The sequence below is a fragment of the Nocardia sp. CA-290969 genome (genome assembly GCF_050936135.1).
Classification (GTDB): Bacteria; Actinomycetota; Actinomycetes; order Mycobacteriales; family Mycobacteriaceae; genus Nocardia.
Genome location: NZ_JBNJNJ010000001.1, coordinates 7,345,713 through 7,361,768, shown reverse-complemented (window position 1 = coordinate 7,361,768; position 16,056 = coordinate 7,345,713). Strand labels below are relative to the sequence as shown.

General features: G+C 66.0%; 11 protein-coding genes. 6 read left to right on the top strand and 5 right to left on the bottom strand.

What is annotated here, in order from left to right; all coding sequences use genetic code 11:
• The first annotated feature begins 17 nt into the window (after window positions 1-17).
• Both ACQEVO_RS33855 and ACQEVO_RS33850 read left to right on the top strand, forming a co-directional pair.
• The gene (locus tag ACQEVO_RS33855; protein WP_432921082.1) at window positions 18-452 is read left to right on the top strand and encodes a MerR family transcriptional regulator; all 435 of its coding nucleotides are present in this window, start codon (window positions 18-20) and stop codon (window positions 450-452) included.
• Between the two features lie 14 nt (window positions 453-466).
• Complete coding sequence (locus ACQEVO_RS33850) at window positions 467-1,483, top strand: aldo/keto reductase (RefSeq protein WP_432921079.1); 1,017 nt, start codon at window positions 467-469, stop codon at window positions 1,481-1,483.
• A 254-nt stretch (window positions 1,484-1,737) separates the two neighbouring features.
• Here the strand turns inward: ACQEVO_RS33850 and ACQEVO_RS33845 are convergent, their stop codons facing one another.
• Window positions 1,738-2,667 (bottom strand): helix-turn-helix transcriptional regulator, encoded by a 930-nt coding sequence (locus tag ACQEVO_RS33845; protein ID WP_432921076.1) that lies wholly within the window; start codon window positions 2,665-2,667, stop codon window positions 1,738-1,740.
• Between the two features lie 101 nt (window positions 2,668-2,768).
• On the opposite strand from ACQEVO_RS33845, the gene ACQEVO_RS33840 reads away from it, so the two are divergent.
• Window positions 2,769-3,773, top strand: coding sequence for an aldo/keto reductase (locus tag ACQEVO_RS33840; protein WP_432921073.1), 1,005 nt, complete (start codon window positions 2,769-2,771; stop codon window positions 3,771-3,773).
• Window positions 3,774-3,806: 33 nt separating this feature from the next.
• Here ACQEVO_RS33840 and cynS read toward each other — a convergent pair whose 3' ends face one another.
• Window positions 3,807-4,256: a cyanase gene (cynS, locus tag ACQEVO_RS33835; RefSeq protein WP_432921070.1), complete on the bottom strand. Its 450-nt coding sequence runs from the start codon at window positions 4,254-4,256 to the stop codon at window positions 3,807-3,809.
• Window positions 4,257-4,504: 248 nt separating this feature from the next.
• Here cynS and ACQEVO_RS33830 point away from each other — a divergent pair, with 248 nt between their 5' ends.
• On the top strand, window positions 4,505-5,377 hold the full coding sequence (locus ACQEVO_RS33830) for a formate/nitrite transporter family protein (protein WP_432921067.1): 873 nt from the start codon (window positions 4,505-4,507) through the stop codon (window positions 5,375-5,377).
• 57 nt (window positions 5,378-5,434) lie between these two features.
• On the opposite strand, the gene ACQEVO_RS33825 is transcribed toward ACQEVO_RS33830, so the two are convergent.
• The gene (locus tag ACQEVO_RS33825) at window positions 5,435-5,953 is read right to left on the bottom strand and encodes a hypothetical protein (RefSeq protein ID WP_432921064.1); all 519 of its coding nucleotides are present in this window, start codon (window positions 5,951-5,953) and stop codon (window positions 5,435-5,437) included.
• A 139-nt stretch (window positions 5,954-6,092) separates the two neighbouring features.
• On the opposite strand from ACQEVO_RS33825, the gene ACQEVO_RS33820 reads away from it, so the two are divergent.
• Entirely contained in the window at window positions 6,093-6,779 is a 687-nt protein-coding gene (locus ACQEVO_RS33820; protein ID WP_432921061.1) for a TetR/AcrR family transcriptional regulator, read from the top strand.
• Between the two features lie 95 nt (window positions 6,780-6,874).
• Window positions 6,875-8,074 carry a Fic family protein gene (locus ACQEVO_RS33815; RefSeq protein ID WP_432921058.1) on the top strand — a complete coding sequence of 400 codons (1,200 nt, stop codon included), beginning with the start codon at window positions 6,875-6,877 and terminating at the stop codon, window positions 8,072-8,074.
• Between the two features lie 106 nt (window positions 8,075-8,180).
• Here the strand turns inward: ACQEVO_RS33815 and ACQEVO_RS33810 are convergent, their stop codons facing one another.
• On the bottom strand, window positions 8,181-12,134 hold the full coding sequence (locus ACQEVO_RS33810) for a DNA-directed RNA polymerase subunit beta' (RefSeq protein WP_432921055.1): 3,954 nt from the start codon (window positions 12,132-12,134) through the stop codon (window positions 8,181-8,183).
• Window positions 12,135-12,239: 105 nt separating this feature from the next.
• Window positions 12,240-15,764 (bottom strand): DNA-directed RNA polymerase subunit beta, encoded by a 3,525-nt coding sequence (locus ACQEVO_RS33805; protein ID WP_432921052.1) that lies wholly within the window; start codon window positions 15,762-15,764, stop codon window positions 12,240-12,242.
• Between the last annotated feature and the right edge of the window lie 292 nt (window positions 15,765-16,056).

Genomic DNA, 16,056 nt, shown 5'->3' with positions numbered 1-16,056 from the left:
ATACGAAGGATTTGCCCGTGAGCCTGTCCGCACCGACCGGTGACGAACCCGGCCGGGATGCTCCCCGGCATACGATCAGCGCGGCGGCCCGGCACTGCGGGCTCAGCCAGGACACGCTGCGCTGGTACGAGCGCATCGGCCTGCTGTCCCATATCGGCCGCGACCACACCGGTAGACGCCGGTTCAGCGATCGCGACCTGGAATGGCTGACGCTGATCACCCGGTTGCGCACGACCGGTATGTCGGTAGCGGACATGATCCGCTACGCGGAGCTCGTCCGGGCCGGTGAAAACACGATTCCGGAACGGCTCGCGATGTTCCGGGCGACCCGCGCCGAAGTCCTCGACCGAATCGCCGAACTGCACAAGACCGTGGCGGTACTCGATCACAAGATCGCGCTCTACGAAGAGCACAGCACGCCCGCCCGGTCACCCGATAACGCAGCATCGTGAAGGGATATGAGCGAATGACCACCTCCGCAACACTGCCGACCGCCCCGCTGGGTTCCGCCGGGATCCAGGTCGGTATACAGGGCTTGGGCTGTATGGGCATCAGCGAGTTCTACGGCCCCAGCGACCGTGCAGAATCCCGCGCCACCCTGGACCGCGCGCTCGAACTCGGTGTCACGCTCTTCGATACCGCCGATATCTACGGCTCCGGCGACAACGAGGAATTCCTCAGCGATTTCGTCCGGGCGAATCGTGACAATGTCGTGCTCGCCACCAAATTCGCCATCGTCCGCAAGGCGGATGATCCGCACTATCGCGGAATCGACAATTCACCCGGCTATATTCGCGACGCGGTGGACGCCAGCCTGCGCCGGCTGGGTATCGACACCATCGACCTGTATTACATGCACCGGCGCGACCCGGCGGTCCCGATCGAGGAGACCGTCGGGGTGATGGCCCAACTCGTCCAGCAGGGCAAGGTGCGCGCCCTCGGGCTATCCGAGGTCACCGGCGATGAACTCCGTGCGGCACACGCGGTCCATCCGATCGCCGCGGTGCAATCGGAGTGGTCGCTGTTCTCCCGGGACGTCGAACGCACGGCGGTGCCCGCGGCGGCCGAACTGGGTGTCACCTTCGTGCCCTACTCGCCGCTCGGCCGGGGTTTCCTCACCGGGTCGTTCGCGCAGGCCGGAGAACTGAACGACACCGATTTCCGGCGCCATATGCCGCGGTTCACCGGCGACAACGCGGCCCACAACGCCGCCCTGCTGGCACCCCTGCACGCCATCGCCGAAGATCGGGGGCTGACGCCCGCACAGGTCGCGCTGGCCTGGGTACAGTCGCGGGCGCAGGCGCACGGGTTGCCGGTGGTGCCGATTCCGGGCACCCGCCGCCGCACCCGGCTCGCCGAGAACGTGGCGGCGGCGACCGTCACGCTCAGCGCCGGCGAACTGGCCCGGCTGGAACCCATCGCCGGACAGGTGGCCGGCCCGCGCTACGCGGATATGTCTTTCACCTCCGCCGGCCGCGAATAGGACAACTCGCCCCAGCGACCCGTCGGGGCGCCGGCCGCCACCGCAATTCGCGTCACCCGCGCGCCGAGTCACGCACCCCGGCACCGCGACGAACCTCGCATCCGGCACCGCGGCAGGTCGCGCACCCGGCACCGCGTCAGGTCGCGCACCCGAGACCGCGACCAGACGAGAATCCGTCACTGCTGCGAGTGCTGAGGGGGCGCGTGCTGATCGGATACCACTGCCGCCGTGCTGTCCGGAAACCGCGGCGGCCGCTACTCGGGCAGCGCGGCCCGCCGCTGATCGGGCAGCGCGGTCGGACGCTGATCGGGCAGCGCGGTCGGACGCAGCTGAACCGGCGGTTCTGCGCCGTCGAGGCGCTGGGTACCGATGACGCGGAGCAGTTCCAGCTTCTCCGCGGAGTCGGTGCCCGGCCGGGGGCGGTAGATCAGCAGCCGCTGGGTGGCGCTGGTGGTGAGCAGGGTTTCGCAGTCGAAATCGATCACGCCGACCTCCGGGTGCACGATGCTCTTCACATCGGAAACCCGCACCTGCACCGTGTGTTCGTTCCAGAGCCGGTCGAATTCGGGGCTGGCCGCACGCAGCGCGCCGACGAGATCGAGCACCTCGGCGTCCTTCGCCCGCCGCGCCGCGGTAGCACGCAGATCGGCTACCTGGTGGCGCGACATCCGGTCCAGATCCGCGGCGGGGAACATATCCCGGACCGCCGGGTCGGTGAACCAGCGCCAGGTATGAAACCGATTCCTGCCGGGCATCCGGGTCTGATCACCGATCAGCAGGATGTGCATCCGGTTCTGCACGAGGGTTTCGCCGAGATCGGTGATCACGGCCGCGGGGGTGTCGTCCAGTTTCGCCAGCACATGCATCATCGCGGGTCCGACATGTTTGTCCGGCCCGGTACGCCCCGGCGGTGTCTGATCGCACAGGAAATAGACGTGATCGCGTTCGTCGCTGGTGTACCGCAGGGCCCGGGTGAGGGCGGCGAGGACCTGCGTGGACGGCCGGGGACCCCGAGCCTGCTCCAGGCGCGTGTAGTAGTCGGTGGAGATCCCGGCGAGTTGCGCGACCTCGTCGCGGCGCAGCCCCGGTGTCCGGCGGCGCACACCGGCCGGCAGCCCGACCTCCTCGGGTGACAGCTGGTCGCGGCGGCGGCGGAGGAAATCGGCGAGTTCGCTGCGATCCATCCCTCCACTGTGGCGCAACCCGGCGCGGCGAGCCAGGGACCGCCACTCCCCCGATAAAGCATCTCTGCCACCGACGCGGCCGGGTCACCAGTGTGGACTGCATGACGAACACACAGATGCAGGGCACGCGGTTGGGCGGCACCGGGCCCACGGTCGGCCGGATCGGATTCGGTGCGATGGGGCTCTCTGGCACGTATGGTCCCGCCGACGAGGCGGAATCGATCGCCACCATTCATGCCGTACTCGATTCCGGCACCGGCCTGATCGATACCGGCGATTTCTACGGTAGCGGCCACAACGAGATGCTGGTCGGCCGGGCAATCGCCGGCCGGGCGCGCGAGGAGATCACCCTCAGTGTGAAGTTCGGCGGCATGCTCGGCCCGGATATGAGCTGGCAAGGTATGGACACCCGCCCGGCCGCGGTGAAGAACTTCCTGAGTTACAGCCTGCGCCGGCTCGGCGTGGACTACATCGATATCTACCGCCCGGCACGCCTGGATCCCGCGGTGCCGATCGAGGACACCGTGGGCGCGATCGCCGAGCTGATCGAGGCGGGATACGTCCGGCATATCGGGCTCTCCGAGGTGGGCGCGGAAACCCTGCGCCGGGCGTCCGCGGTACACCCGATCACCGACCTGCAGGTCGAGTATTCGCTGTTCACCCGCGGTATCGAGGCCGAGATCCTGCCCGTCTGCCGCGAACTCGGGATCGGGATCACCGCCTATGGTGTGCTCAGCCGCGGGCTGCTCACCGATTCGCTGCGCGGCGCGACCGCGGTCGCCGATTTCCGCGCCGGCACTCCCCGGTTCCAGGGCGAGAATCTGGCGGCCAACCTGAAGCTCGTCGACACACTGGCCGGTCTCGCCGCGCAGAAGGGTGTCACCACCGCGCAACTCGCGATCGCCTGGGTGCTGAGCCGCGGCGACGATATCGTCCCGCTCATCGGTACCCGCAGCGCGCGCCGCTGGGCGGAGTCGATCGCCGCCGCGGCAGTGTCGCTCACGCCGGCCGAACAGGAGGCCATCGCCGAAGCCGTACCGGCCGCCGCGGTGAACGGCAGCCGGTACCCGGAGCCGCTGATGGCCACACTGGACAGCGAGCGGTGAGCCGCGGCGTGGTTTCCCGGCCGCTGGCGGACCTCACCAGCGGTAGTCGAGGAACTTCCCGTCGAAGGTGATGACCACCCGGTCACCGTCGGGATCCGGCCGCCGCGCGAAATCGACCTTGAAGTTGATCGCGCTCATGATCCCGTCCCCGAACTCCTCGTGGATCAGCTCCTTGAGTGCCGGGCCGTACACGGAGATGGCCTCCACGAATCGGTAGATCGTGGGATCGCTCATGAGCGCCGGATCGGCGCCGCGCGCGGGCTGCAGGCTCAGGCTTTCCGCGACCGCATCGCCGAGGCCGAGCAGGTCACAAACCTTGCGGGCCTGTTCGGCCGTCATCGGATGCTGCCCGAGCAGCGCGGCCGTAGTCCAGACCAGCGGAGCACTGAGCGCCTCGGCGATATCGGCCCAGGAAAGCCCCCGCCGAATACGTGCCGCGACAACGAGATCGGCGGCGGCGCTCTTGCTCATGATCGGTTCCATGCCCACTCCTGGCTTCGTAACGACGGGAATCATCGAAAGCCTGCCACCGCCGCGCGATTCCGACCGGCCCGGGATCGCATTGTTCACCGCACCGAAACATCCGGTCGCCGACCACAGAACCGGACATCAGGCGGTAACCGCCGTTGCTGTGAGCGCCCGGTAACACCTACGCGGCCGAGTCGATACGACCGGGAAATACCGGCATCGCACACTGCGCCTACGAGCACTACGAGCGAAGGACGCGTGTCATGTCGTACCTCGAGCCGACGAAATTCGTCGGCAAAATGATCGACGCCGGCGAGGCGAAAGCCTTCATGTCCACCCGCGATACAGTGATCCGCGCCTATATGGCCGGCGCGATTCTGGCGCTCGCCGCCGCGTTCGCCGTCACGATCACGGTGCAGACGGGCGAGGCATTACTCGGCGCGGTACTGTTCCCGGTCGGTTTCTGCCTGCTGTACCTGCTGGGCTTCGACCTGCTGACCGGCGTTTTCACGTTGGTCCCGCTGGCCTGGATCGATAAACGCCCGGGCGTGAACTGGCGTGCGGTCCTGCGTAACTGGGGCCTCGTCTTCGTCGGCAATTTCGCCGGGGCGTTCACGGTTGCCGTAATGATGGCGGTCATCGTGACCATGGGATTCTCGATGGACCCCAACGAAGTCGGCCAGAAACTCGGCGAAATCGGTGTATCGCGCACGGTCGGCTATGCCGATCACGGCGCCGCCGGCATGCTCACGCTGTTCATTCGTGGCGTGCTGTGCAATTGGATGGTTTCCACCGGTGTGGTCGCGGCCATGATGTCGACCTCGGTATCCGGCAAGGTGATCGCCATGTGGATGCCGATCATGTTGTTCTTCTACATGGGTTTCGAGCATTCGATCGTGAATATGTTCCTGTTCCCCTCCGGCCTGCTACTGGGCGGTGATTTCTCCATCGGCGATTATCTGATCTGGAACGAGATTCCCACGGTCATCGGCAATCTCGTAGGTGGTCTGGCTTTCGTCGGCCTGACGCTTTACGCCACCCACGCCCGCACCGGAAACCCCCGGCCCCGGCCGGTGCCCGCGGAGGCCGGCGAGGAAACCGCCGAGGCGCCGGCCGAAAGCGTCGCGCGGACCTGAGAACGCCGATCGGCCCGCTCCCGGTGCGGAGCGGGCCGTGGGTTTCCAATCGCACGGTCACCCGAAGAGCACCACCAGGATTCCGAGCGTCGCCGCGCCGAACACCACCACGTTGCGGATGGTCTGCAGGGTCCAGGTCCACTCCGGGAACCCGGCTTCGGCCGCCTTCAGCAGCACCGGCACATCCACTCGCATCAACTCCGGATCGTTCTTGCGGAGAAATGCCGCGCGCACCGATTTCGCGGCGGTGGCATTGCTGTAGACGATGACACCGTTGCCGGCCAGCACCAGAGCGAATACGACCAGATTCAGTGCAGGCGCCCATTCGACGTCCGCCAGGTTGACACCGGCGACAGTGAACAGCACGGTGGCGATTGCGGCCGGCGCCGCCCATTCGTGCCCACTGGCATCGAACCGCATTCCGTTCTCGCGCAGCGCGGTTGTCCGCACACCCTGACGCGCCAGCTCGTTCTGCGCACTCGCCATGGCCGCCGCACCGTACCGGTGCCGCACCAGCGGGATGCTGACGAACGCCGCGGCAATGGCCGCAGCGAGAGCGGTGACGATGACGTTCATGATCTGTTCCCCTATCGTCCGGCGGCTGCCCGCCGACTTGAACTAAGTAAAAGTACCGTAGCGCACGACTTGAACTAAGTGCAAGAGACTACTTGAACTTAGTACAAGCGGATCACGCCGGACACCCTAGAGTTGTCCCATGTCCCGCGACTCCCTCACCCGCGATCAGATCGTCAGCACCGCCATCCGACTTCTCGACGAGGAAGGGCTCGACGGGCTCAATATGCGCAGCCTGGGGAAACGTCTCGACTCGGCACCCACGGCGATGTACTGGCACGTCCAGAACAAGGACAACCTGGTCCGTCTCGCCGCCGACGCGGTCTGGGCCGAAATCACCCTCCCCGACCTGACCACCATGGACTGGCGCACCGCGGCAGAAACCATGGCCACCGGCATGTACGAGATGATGAACCGCCACCCGTGGCTGGTACAGGCCCAGGCGTCGTATCTGCTGTACGGCGAGAACAAATCCCGCCACGACGATCACGTACTCGCCGTCTACGACAACGCCGGCTTCACCCCCGCCGACGCCGACCGCGCCGCAGCCGCGGTCTTCATGTTCGTCCTGGGCAATTCCGTCGGCGCTGCCGCGAACATCTCCCTCCGCCGCAGGCTGTCCGCCAAGGGCGGCGATCCGGACGCGAAACTCGCCGAAGCCCTCGAATCCGCCACCGCGGTAGCCCGCCACTTCCCTCGCCTACGAGCCCGCATCGAATCGGCCACCGTAACCGGCTACAACGAAAGCCCCGACACCAGCTTCGAATTCGGCCTGGGCGCCCTCCTCGACGGCATACACCGCCGCCTCACCACCGAGAAAACCGCCTAGTACGCACACACCCACATCGCCCCCAGTCCAGACGAATGCGGCATCTCGGCGGCGCTTATACTCACTTTTCCCAAAACTGAGTTTAAACTGCAGCAATGAATTCACCGGGCTCGTCATGGCCGCCTGTCGGCTGGGAGGAACAGACCTGGACTCCGACTGTCCCACCCGAGTTGGTGTCGCGGCGGATACGAGAACGCCACCGAGGCCCGTACCGGTCGGCCATTGTGCCGGCGATTGCCGCACAATCACTCCGGCTACCCAGCGCGGTTCTCGCCGTGGCCGACGAAGCCTCGACCGAAATCGCGCGTTTCGACGCGGAATCGGGCTCACGGCTCGCTCCTTTCGGCGCGATCCTGCTTCGGTCCGAGTCGACCTCGTCCTCCCGGATCGAGAATTTGACCTCCGGGGCGAAGGCCATCGCGCTCGCCGAACTCGGCGCGACCGACCAGCGCAACGCCGTCGAGATCGTCGGCAACGTCCATGCGATGCAAACGGCTATCGACCTGGACGGCGTACTCGACGAAGACCTGGTCCTTGCCGTGCATGCCGCGCTGATGGCCGGGCACGACCCAGAAACTGCCGGGCAATGGCGGACCCAGCAGGTGTGGATCGGCGGCGACAACTACGGCCCGCACGGGGCTGCTTTCGTTCCCCCACATCACCACGAAGTTCCGGCGGCAATGGCCGATTTGATGGAGTTCATCCGCCGCGACGATATCCCCGTCCTGGCCCATGCGGCCGTAGCGCACGCTCAGTTCGAAACAATCCATCCCTTCTCCGACGGGAACGGGCGGACGGGCCGAGCACTCATCCACTCGATTCTGCGCGCGAAGGAACTCACTCCCAACGTAACCGTCCCGATCGCCGCGGGCCTCTTGACCGACATCGACTCCTACTTCGCCGCACTGACCGCGTACCGAGCGGGCGACCCTGCTCCGATAGTGACCGCGATGGCCGAGGCCTCGTTCTCGGCCATCGCGAATGCTCGCCAACTGTTGTCGGAAATCGTCGATATCCGCAGCGAATGGGCCGAGACCATCATGGCCAGGCCCCAAGCCACGGCGTGGCAGGTCGCCGATCTGGCGCTACGAATCCCCGTGTTCGACGCGGTGACCATCGCCCGCGAACTCGGCACCACACCGTCGAACGCCGCGCGAGCCATCGCACCCCTCGCCGAGGCCGGGATCCTCACCGAATTCACCGGTAAGCGCCGCAACCGTATGTGGCAGGCTCGCGAGATCCTTCAGGCCCTCGACGACTTCGCTGCCCGTGCCGGACGGCGAAGGCTGGGCTGAGGTGCGGTGAAACCACCGCCCCGTCTGCTTTCCGGATAAGCGGCGCCTACGCAATCGGCCCCGCTCCGTTCAGGAGCGGGGCCGACGTGCTACTGCTGCTCAGCGATTACCGGTAGTCGCTGAATCCGTAGTCGTCCAGCGGGACCGCAGCACCGGTGGTGGCGCCGAAGCCCTCCGGGCTGTAGTAGGTGTCGTCGTAGGACGGCACCGCGTACGCCGCGGCACGGGCCTCCTCGGTGGGCTGGACCTGGATGTTGCGGTACCGGTTGATACCGGTACCGGCCGGGATCAGCTTACCGATGATCACGTTCTCCTTGAGGCCGATGAGCCTGTCGGAGCGGCAGTTGATCGCCGCATCCGTCAGTACTCGGGTGGTCTCCTGGAAGGACGCCGCCGACAGCCACGAATCGGTGGCCAGCGACGCCTTGGTGATACCCATCAGCACCGGACGGCCGGCCGCAGGCTCGCCGCCCTCGGCGACGACCCGGCGGTTGGACGCCTCGAACTCGGCGCGCTCGGTGAGCGAACCGGGCAGGAACTCGGTGGCGCCCGAATCGATGATCGTCACCCGGCGCAGCATCTGGCGGACGATGACCTCGATGTGCTTGTCGTGGATCGACACACCCTGCGAGCGGTAGACCTCCTGGACCTCGTGGACCAGGTGGATCTGCACCTGCCGGGGGCCCATCACGCGCAGCACCTCGTGCGGATCCGCCGCGCCTTCCAGCAGCTGCTGGCCGACCTCGACATGATCGCCGTCGGCGAGCAGACGCTCGGAACCGTCGTCGTGCTTGAAGACACGCAGACGCTGACGCTTGGACAGCTTGTCGTAGACCACTTCGTCGCCACCGTCATCGGGGATGATGGTGATCTTGTAGAAGCGGTCGTCGTCCTCCAGCCGGATCCGGCCCGACACCTCGGCGATGGGCGCCTTGCCCTTGGGCACACGCGCCTCGAACAGCTCCTGCACACGCGGCAGACCGCCGGTGATGTCGTCACCCGCGACACCACCCTGGTGGAAGGTACGCATGGTCAGCTGGGTACCGGGCTCACCGATGGACTGGGCGGCGACGATACCGACGGCCTCGCCGATATCGACCAGCTTGCCGGTCGCCATCGAACGGCCGTAGCAGACCGCGCAGACGCCGGTGCCGGTGCCGCAGGTCAGCACGGAGCGGACCCGGACCTCGGTGATACCGGCTTCCAGCAGCGCCTCGATGGCCGGGTCGCCGAGGTCGGCGCCCTTGGTCACCACCACGTTGCCGTTGGCGTCCACCGCGTCGGACGCGAGCGTCCGGGCGTAGGCCGAGGTCTCCACATGCGGATCGCGGATCATGGTGCCGTCCGGCTGCTTCTCCGCGATGTGCACGACGATGCCGCGCTCGGTCGCACAGTCGGTTTCGCGCACGATCACGTCCTGCGACACGTCCACCAGACGACGGGTCAGGTAACCCGAGTCGGCGGTACGCAGCGCGGTATCGGCCAGACCCTTACGAGCACCGTGGGTGTTGATGAAGTACTCGAGAACGGTCAGGCCCTCACGGAACGAGGACTTGATCGGCCGCGGGATGAACTCACCCTTCGGGTTCGTCACCAGGCCCTTCATACCCGCGAGGGTACGGGTCTGGGTGAAGTTACCCGTGGCACCCGAATCGACGATCGTGATGATCGGGTTATCGGCCGGGTAGTGCGCGCGCAGCGCCTTACCGACCTCTTCGGTCGCTTCCTGCCAGATCTTGACCAGGGCGTTGTTGCGCTCCTGGTGATCGAGCGCACCACGCTGGTACTTCTTCTCGATCTGATCGGACTGCGCCTCGTAGCGCTCCATGATCTCGGCCTTCTCCGGCGGAACGAGCACGTCCGACATGGAGACGGTGACACCGGAACGCGTGGCCCAGTAGAAGCCGGCGTCCTTGAGCTTGTCGACGGTCTGCGCGACCACGATCATCGGATACCGCTCGGCGAGATCGTTGATGATCGTCGCCTGCCGCTTCTTCGGCATGGGCTCGTTGATGAACGCGTAGTCCGCGGGGAGCAGCTCGTTGAACAGCACCCGTCCCAGCGTGGTGTGGGTGGTCCAGGCATCACCGCGGCGCCAGCCGTCCGGGAACAGCTCTGCCTCGACATCCTTGGGCGGACGCTGATCGGTCAGCCGCACCTTGATGCTCGAGCGCACGGTGAGCTCACCGCGGTCGACCGCCATCTGCGCCTCGGCGGGCGAGGAGTACACGCCGGTCTCCGGGCCGTCGGCGGTCGCCGGCCGGTACTCGCCCTTGGCGCCTTCGTCGAGGCGGGTCAGGTAGTACAGGCCGGTCACCATGTCCAGACGGGGCATGGCGAGCGGGCGGCCGGAGGCCGGCGACAGGATGTTGTTCGAGGACAGCATCAGGATGCGGGCCTCGGCCTGCGCCTCCGCGCTCAGCGGCAGGTGCACGGCCATCTGGTCACCGTCGAAGTCGGCGTTGAACGCCTCACAGACCAGCGGGTGCAGCTGGATGGCCTTACCCTCGACCAGCTGCGGCTCGAAGGCCTGGATACCGAGACGGTGCAGGGTGGGTGCACGGTTCAGCAGCACGGGGTGCTCGGCGATGACCTCTTCGAGGACGTCCCACACCTGCGGCCGCTGCCGCTCCACCATCCGCTTCGCGGATTTGATGTTCTGCGCATGGTTCAGGTCGACCAGCCGCTTCATCACGAACGGCTTGAACAGCTCCAGCGCCATCAGCTTCGGCAGACCACACTGATGCAGTTTCAGCTGCGGGCCGACGACGATGACCGAACGACCGGAGTAGTCGACGCGCTTACCGAGCAGGTTCTGCCGGAAGCGGCCCTGCTTGCCCTTGAGCAGATCGGACAGCGACTTGAGCGGACGGTTACCCGGACCGGTGACCGGCCGGCCGCGACGGCCGTTGTCGAACAGCGCGTCCACGGATTCCTGCAGCATCCGCTTCTCGTTGTTGACGATGATCTCGGGCGCACCGAGGTCGATCAGTCGCTTGAGGCGGTTGTTGCGGTTGATCACGCGGCGGTACAGGTCGTTCAGGTCGGAGGTGGCGAACCGGCCACCGTCGAGCTGAACCATCGGCCGCAGCTCCGGCGGGATCACCGGAACGGCGTCGAGCACCATGCCCATCGGCGAGTTGCCGTTGGACTGGAACGCCGCGACGACCTTGAGCCGCTTGAGCGCACGCAGCTTCTTCTGGCCTTTACCGCTGCGGATGGTCTCCCGCAGGTTCTCGGCCTCGGCCTCGATATCGAAGTTCTCCATCAGCTTCTGGATGGACTCCGCACCCATCGCGCCGGTGAAGTACTCGCCGTACCGGTCCTGCAGCTCGCGGTAGAGGACCTCGTCCACGATCAGCTGCTTGGGAGCCAGCTTGGTGAAGGTGTTCCAGATCTCCTCGAGCCGGTCCAGCTCACGCTGGGCACGGTCGCGGATCTGCTTCATCTCGCGCTCGCCGCCGTCCTTGACCTTGCGGCGGACATCGGACTTGGCGCCCTCGGCCTCCAGCTCGGCGATATCGGCTTCGAGCTTCTGCGCCCGGGCCTCGAGATCGGCGTCGCGCTGATCGGTGACGGTCTTCTTCTCGACCTCCATCTCCGCTTCGAGCGTCGACAGCTCGTTGTGCCGCATTTCGTCGTCGACAGCGGTGATGACGTAGGCGGCGAAGTAGATGATCTTTTCCAGATCCTTCGGCGCCAGGTCGAGCAGGTAGCCGAGCCGGCTCGGCACACCCTTGAAGTACCAGATGTGGGTGACCGGGGCGGCCAGTTCGATATGGCCCATCCGCTCACGGCGCACCTTGGCGCGGGTCACCTCGACGCCGCAGCGCTCGCAGATGATGCCCTTGAAGCGGACACGCTTGTACTTACCGCAGTAGCACTCCCAGTCCCGGGTGGGACCGAAGATCTTCTCGCAGAACAAGCCGTCCTTCTCGGGCTTGAGCGTGCGGTAGTTGATGGTCTCCGGTTTCTTCACCTCGCCGTAGGACCAGTTACGGATGTCCTCGGCGGTGGCCAGGCCGATCCGGAGTTCATCGAAGAAGTTGACGTCTAGCACGTAACTTCCTTTCCCCTGTGCGGGTCGAATACGAGCAAAAGTTCTCTATTGGTTCGAACGCACCAGCCGGGTGCCGAGTCGTGACTGCGGCACCCGGCCAACGCCCTAGTTCGCCAGATCGTCGACGGTGGCCGCTTCGTTCCGGGACAGGTTGATGCCCAGGTTGGCCGCCGCCCGCTCCAGGTCCTCGTCGTCGCCGTCGCGCATCTCGATCGCGGCGCCGTCGGACGACAGCACCTCGACATTGAGGCACAGCGACTGGAGTTCCTTGAGCAGAACCTTGAACGATTCCGGAATGCCCGGCTCCGGAATGTTCTCGCCCTTGACGATCGCCTCGTAGACCTTCACCCGGCCCACCACGTCGTCGGACTTGATGGTCAGCAGTTCCTGCAGGGTGTAGGCGGCGCCGTAGGCCTGCATGGCCCAGCATTCCATTTCGCCGAAACGCTGACCACCGAACTGCGCCTTACCACCCAGCGGCTGCTGCGTGATCATCGAGTACGGGCCGGTCGAACGGGCGTGGATCTTGTCGTCGACCAGGTGGTGCAGCTTCAGGATGTACATGTAGCCGACCGCCACCGGGTACGGGAACGGTTCGCCGGACCGGCCGTCGAACAGTGTCGCCTTACCGTTGTCGTCGACCATCCGCTCGCCGTCGCGGTTGGGCAGCGTCGAGCTGAGCAGACCGGTGAGCTCCTCCTCGCGGGCACCGTCGAAGACGGGGGTCGCGATATTGGAGTCGGCCGGGGCGCCCAGCATTTCCTCCGGCAGCGCCTTCGCCCACTCGGGACGGGTGCCGTCGGTGGCGATATCGACCTTCCAGCCCGCCTTGCCGATCCAGCCGAGGTGGGTTTCCAGGATCTGGCCGATGTTCATACGACGCGGCACACCGTGGGTGTTCAGGATGATGTCGACCGGGGTGCCGTCCGGCAGGAACGGCATATCCTCGGTCGGCAGGATCTTGCCGATAACACCCTTGTTGCCGTGCCGGCCGGCCAGCTTGTCGCCGTCCTGGATCTTGCGCTTCTGCGCCACGTACACCCGGACCAGCTCGTTCACACCCGGAGGCAGATCGTCGTCGTCCTCGCGGGAGAACACCCGGATACCGATGACCTTGCCGGATTCGCCGTGCGGCACCTTCAGCGAGGTATCGCGCACCTCGCGCGCCTTCTCACCGAAGATCGCGCGCAGCAGCCGCTCCTCCGGGGTCAGCTCGGTTTCACCCTTCGGGGTGACCTTGCCGACCAGGATGTCGCCGTCGCGGACCTCGGCACCGATACGCACGATGCCGCGCTCGTCCAGATCGGCCAGCACCTCGTCGGAGACGTTCGGGATGTCCCGGGTGATCTCCTCGGCGCCCAGCTTGGTGTCGCGGGCGTCGATCTCGTGCTCTTCGATATGGATCGAGGTGAGAACGTCGTCCTCCACGAGGCGCTGCGACAGGATGATCGCGTCCTCGTAGTTGTGACCCTCCCACGGCATGATCGCGACGAGCAGGTTCTTGCCCAGCGCCATCTCACCGTTCTCGGTGCACGGCCCGTCGGCCAGCACCTGGCCGACCTCGACCCGCTGGCCCTCGTCCACGATCGGCCGCTGGTTGGCGCAGGTGCCCTGGTTGGAGCGGGCGAACTTACGCATCCGGTAGCTGCGGCGGGTGCCGTCGTCGTGCATGACGGTGATGTAGTCGGCGGAAACCTCTTCGACCACACCGGCCTTGTCGTTCACGACCACATCGCCGGCGTCGACCGCGGCCCGCAGCTCCATACCGGTGCCCACGACGGGCGCCTCGGAACGGATCAGCGGCACGGCCTGACGCTGCATGTTCGCACCCATGAGGGCACGGTTGGCGTCGTCGTGCTCGAGGAACGGAATCATGGCGGTCGCCACCGACACCATCTGGCGCGGCGAGACATCCATGTAGTCGACCTCACCCGGGCCGACGAATTCCATCTCCTCGTTGCCCTTACGGGCGAGGATGCGGTCGTCGATGAAACGGCCGTCCGCGTCGATCGGCGAATTGGCCTGGGCACGAGTGTGCCGGTCCTCTTCGTCGGCGGTCAGGTAGACGACCTCGTCGGTGACCCGGCCGTCGACGACCTTGCGGTACGGCGTCTCGATGAATCCGAACGGGTTGACCCGCGCGTACACCGCGAGCGAGCCGATCAGGCCGATATTCGGGCCTTCCGGGGTCTCGATCGGGCACATCCGGCCGTAGTGCGACGGGTGGACGTCGCGGACCTCGAGGCCGGCGCGTTCCCGGGACAGACCACCCGGGCCCAGCGCGTTCAGGCGGCGCTTGTGGGTCAGGCCCGACAGCGGGTTGTTCTGGTCCATGAACTGCGACAGCTGCGAGGTGCCGAAGAATTCCTTGATCGCCGCCACGACGGGACGGATGTTGATCAGGGTCTGCGGCGTGATGGCCTCGACGTCCTGGGTGGTCATGCGCTCACGCACGACGCGTTCCATCCGGGACAGGCCGACGCGGATCTGGTTCTGGATCAGCTCACCGACGGTGCGGATACGGCGATTACCGAAGTGATCGATATCGTCGACCTCCACCGGCACCTCGACGCCGCCGGGGACGGTCATCGACCGGTCGCCCTGATGCAGGCGGACCAGGTACTCGATGATCGCGACGATATCGTCCTTGGTCAGTACCGAACCGGTGACCGGGACGCCGGCGTTGATGCCGAGCTTCTTGTTGACCTTGTACCGGCCCACGCGGGCCAGGTCGTAGCGCTTCTCCTTGAAGAACAGGTTCTCCAGCAGGGTCTGCGCGGACTCCTTGGTCGGCGGTTCGCCCGGACGCAGTTTCCGGTAGATATCGAGCAGGGCCTCGTCCTGGCCGGCGGTGTTGTCCTTCTCCAGTGTGGACATCATGATCTCGGAGAAGCCGAACCGCTCGACGATTTCCTCGTTGGTCCAGCCGAGGGCCTTGAGCAGGACGGTGACGGGCTGCCGGCGCTTGCGGTCGATACGCACACCGACGGTGTCGCGCTTGTCGACGTCGAACTCCAGCCAGGCGCCGCGGCTCGGGATCACCCGGACGCTGTGCAGATCCTTTTCGGTGCTCTTGTCGACCGACTGGTCGAAATAGACGCCCGGCGAGCGCACCAGCTGGGACACCACGACACGCTCGGTGCCGTTGATGATGAAGGTGCCCTTATCGGTCATCATCGGGAAATCACCCATGAAGACCGTCTGGCTCTTGATCTCACCGGTGTTGTTGTTGATGAACTCCGCGGTGACGAACAACGGCGCCGCGTAGGTCATGTCCTTGTCTTTGCACTCGTCGATGGAGGCCTTGACCTCTTCGAAGCGCGGATCGGAGAAGGACAGGGACATCGAACCGGAGAAGTCCTCGATCGGCGACAGCTCCTCGAGGACCTCTTCGAGCCCGCCGACCAGCCCGCCGTCGCCACGAGCGGCTGCCCGCTCGCGCCATTCCGGCGTGCCGACCAGCCAGGCGAAAGATTCCGTTTGTAGATCGAGAAGTCCGGGCACCTCCAGCGGCTCCCGGAGCTTCGCGAAAGACACCCGCAACGGAGCCCCGGGGATACCTCCGGAAACTCCCAGCTTCGTATTGGCGCTTGTCTGGGTGGAGACTGCCAAGATGCGTCCTTCCAGCACCTCACGCGCGTCGCGTGGTGGTCCGCGACCGTCGCTTGTCTGCTACATTTTGGGATTCTCGCTGGTCACAACCCGAACGAGACTCGAACAGCAAACAACGGAAGCAACACCGGAAGGGTGGAACTTTCGTAGTGCGATCAAGGTATGGACAGGAGGCAGCCAGCGCAACGTCCAAACCTACACCTACCTATACGGAGGTGTCAAAGTACCACCCCGGCGAACCGCTGTCCGGCTGACGCGCCGGGCCGGTTCCGCTGGCTGCGTTCCGGACCGCGGCCGCGCCGGCGAGAGC

What these genes read in the sequence shown, in the direction of transcription:
- ACQEVO_RS33850 (WP_432921079.1), top strand. Translation starts at nt 467, where the DNA reads ATGACCACCTCCGCAACACTGCCGACCGCCCCGCTGGGTTCCGCCGGG.
- ACQEVO_RS33825 (WP_432921064.1), bottom strand. Translation starts at nt 5,953, where the DNA reads ATGAACGTCATCGTCACCGCTCTCGCTGCGGCCATTGCCGCGGCGTTC.
- ACQEVO_RS33820 (WP_432921061.1), top strand. Translation starts at nt 6,093, where the DNA reads ATGTCCCGCGACTCCCTCACCCGCGATCAGATCGTCAGCACCGCCATC.
- ACQEVO_RS33840 (WP_432921073.1), top strand. Translation starts at nt 2,769, where the DNA reads ATGACGAACACACAGATGCAGGGCACGCGGTTGGGCGGCACCGGGCCC.
- cynS (WP_432921070.1), bottom strand. Translation starts at nt 4,256, where the DNA reads ATGGAACCGATCATGAGCAAGAGCGCCGCCGCCGATCTCGTTGTCGCG.
- ACQEVO_RS33830 (WP_432921067.1), top strand. Translation starts at nt 4,505, where the DNA reads ATGTCGTACCTCGAGCCGACGAAATTCGTCGGCAAAATGATCGACGCC.
- ACQEVO_RS33815 (WP_432921058.1), top strand. Translation starts at nt 6,875, where the DNA reads ATGAATTCACCGGGCTCGTCATGGCCGCCTGTCGGCTGGGAGGAACAG.
- ACQEVO_RS33845 (WP_432921076.1), bottom strand. Translation starts at nt 2,667, where the DNA reads ATGGATCGCAGCGAACTCGCCGATTTCCTCCGCCGCCGCCGCGACCAG.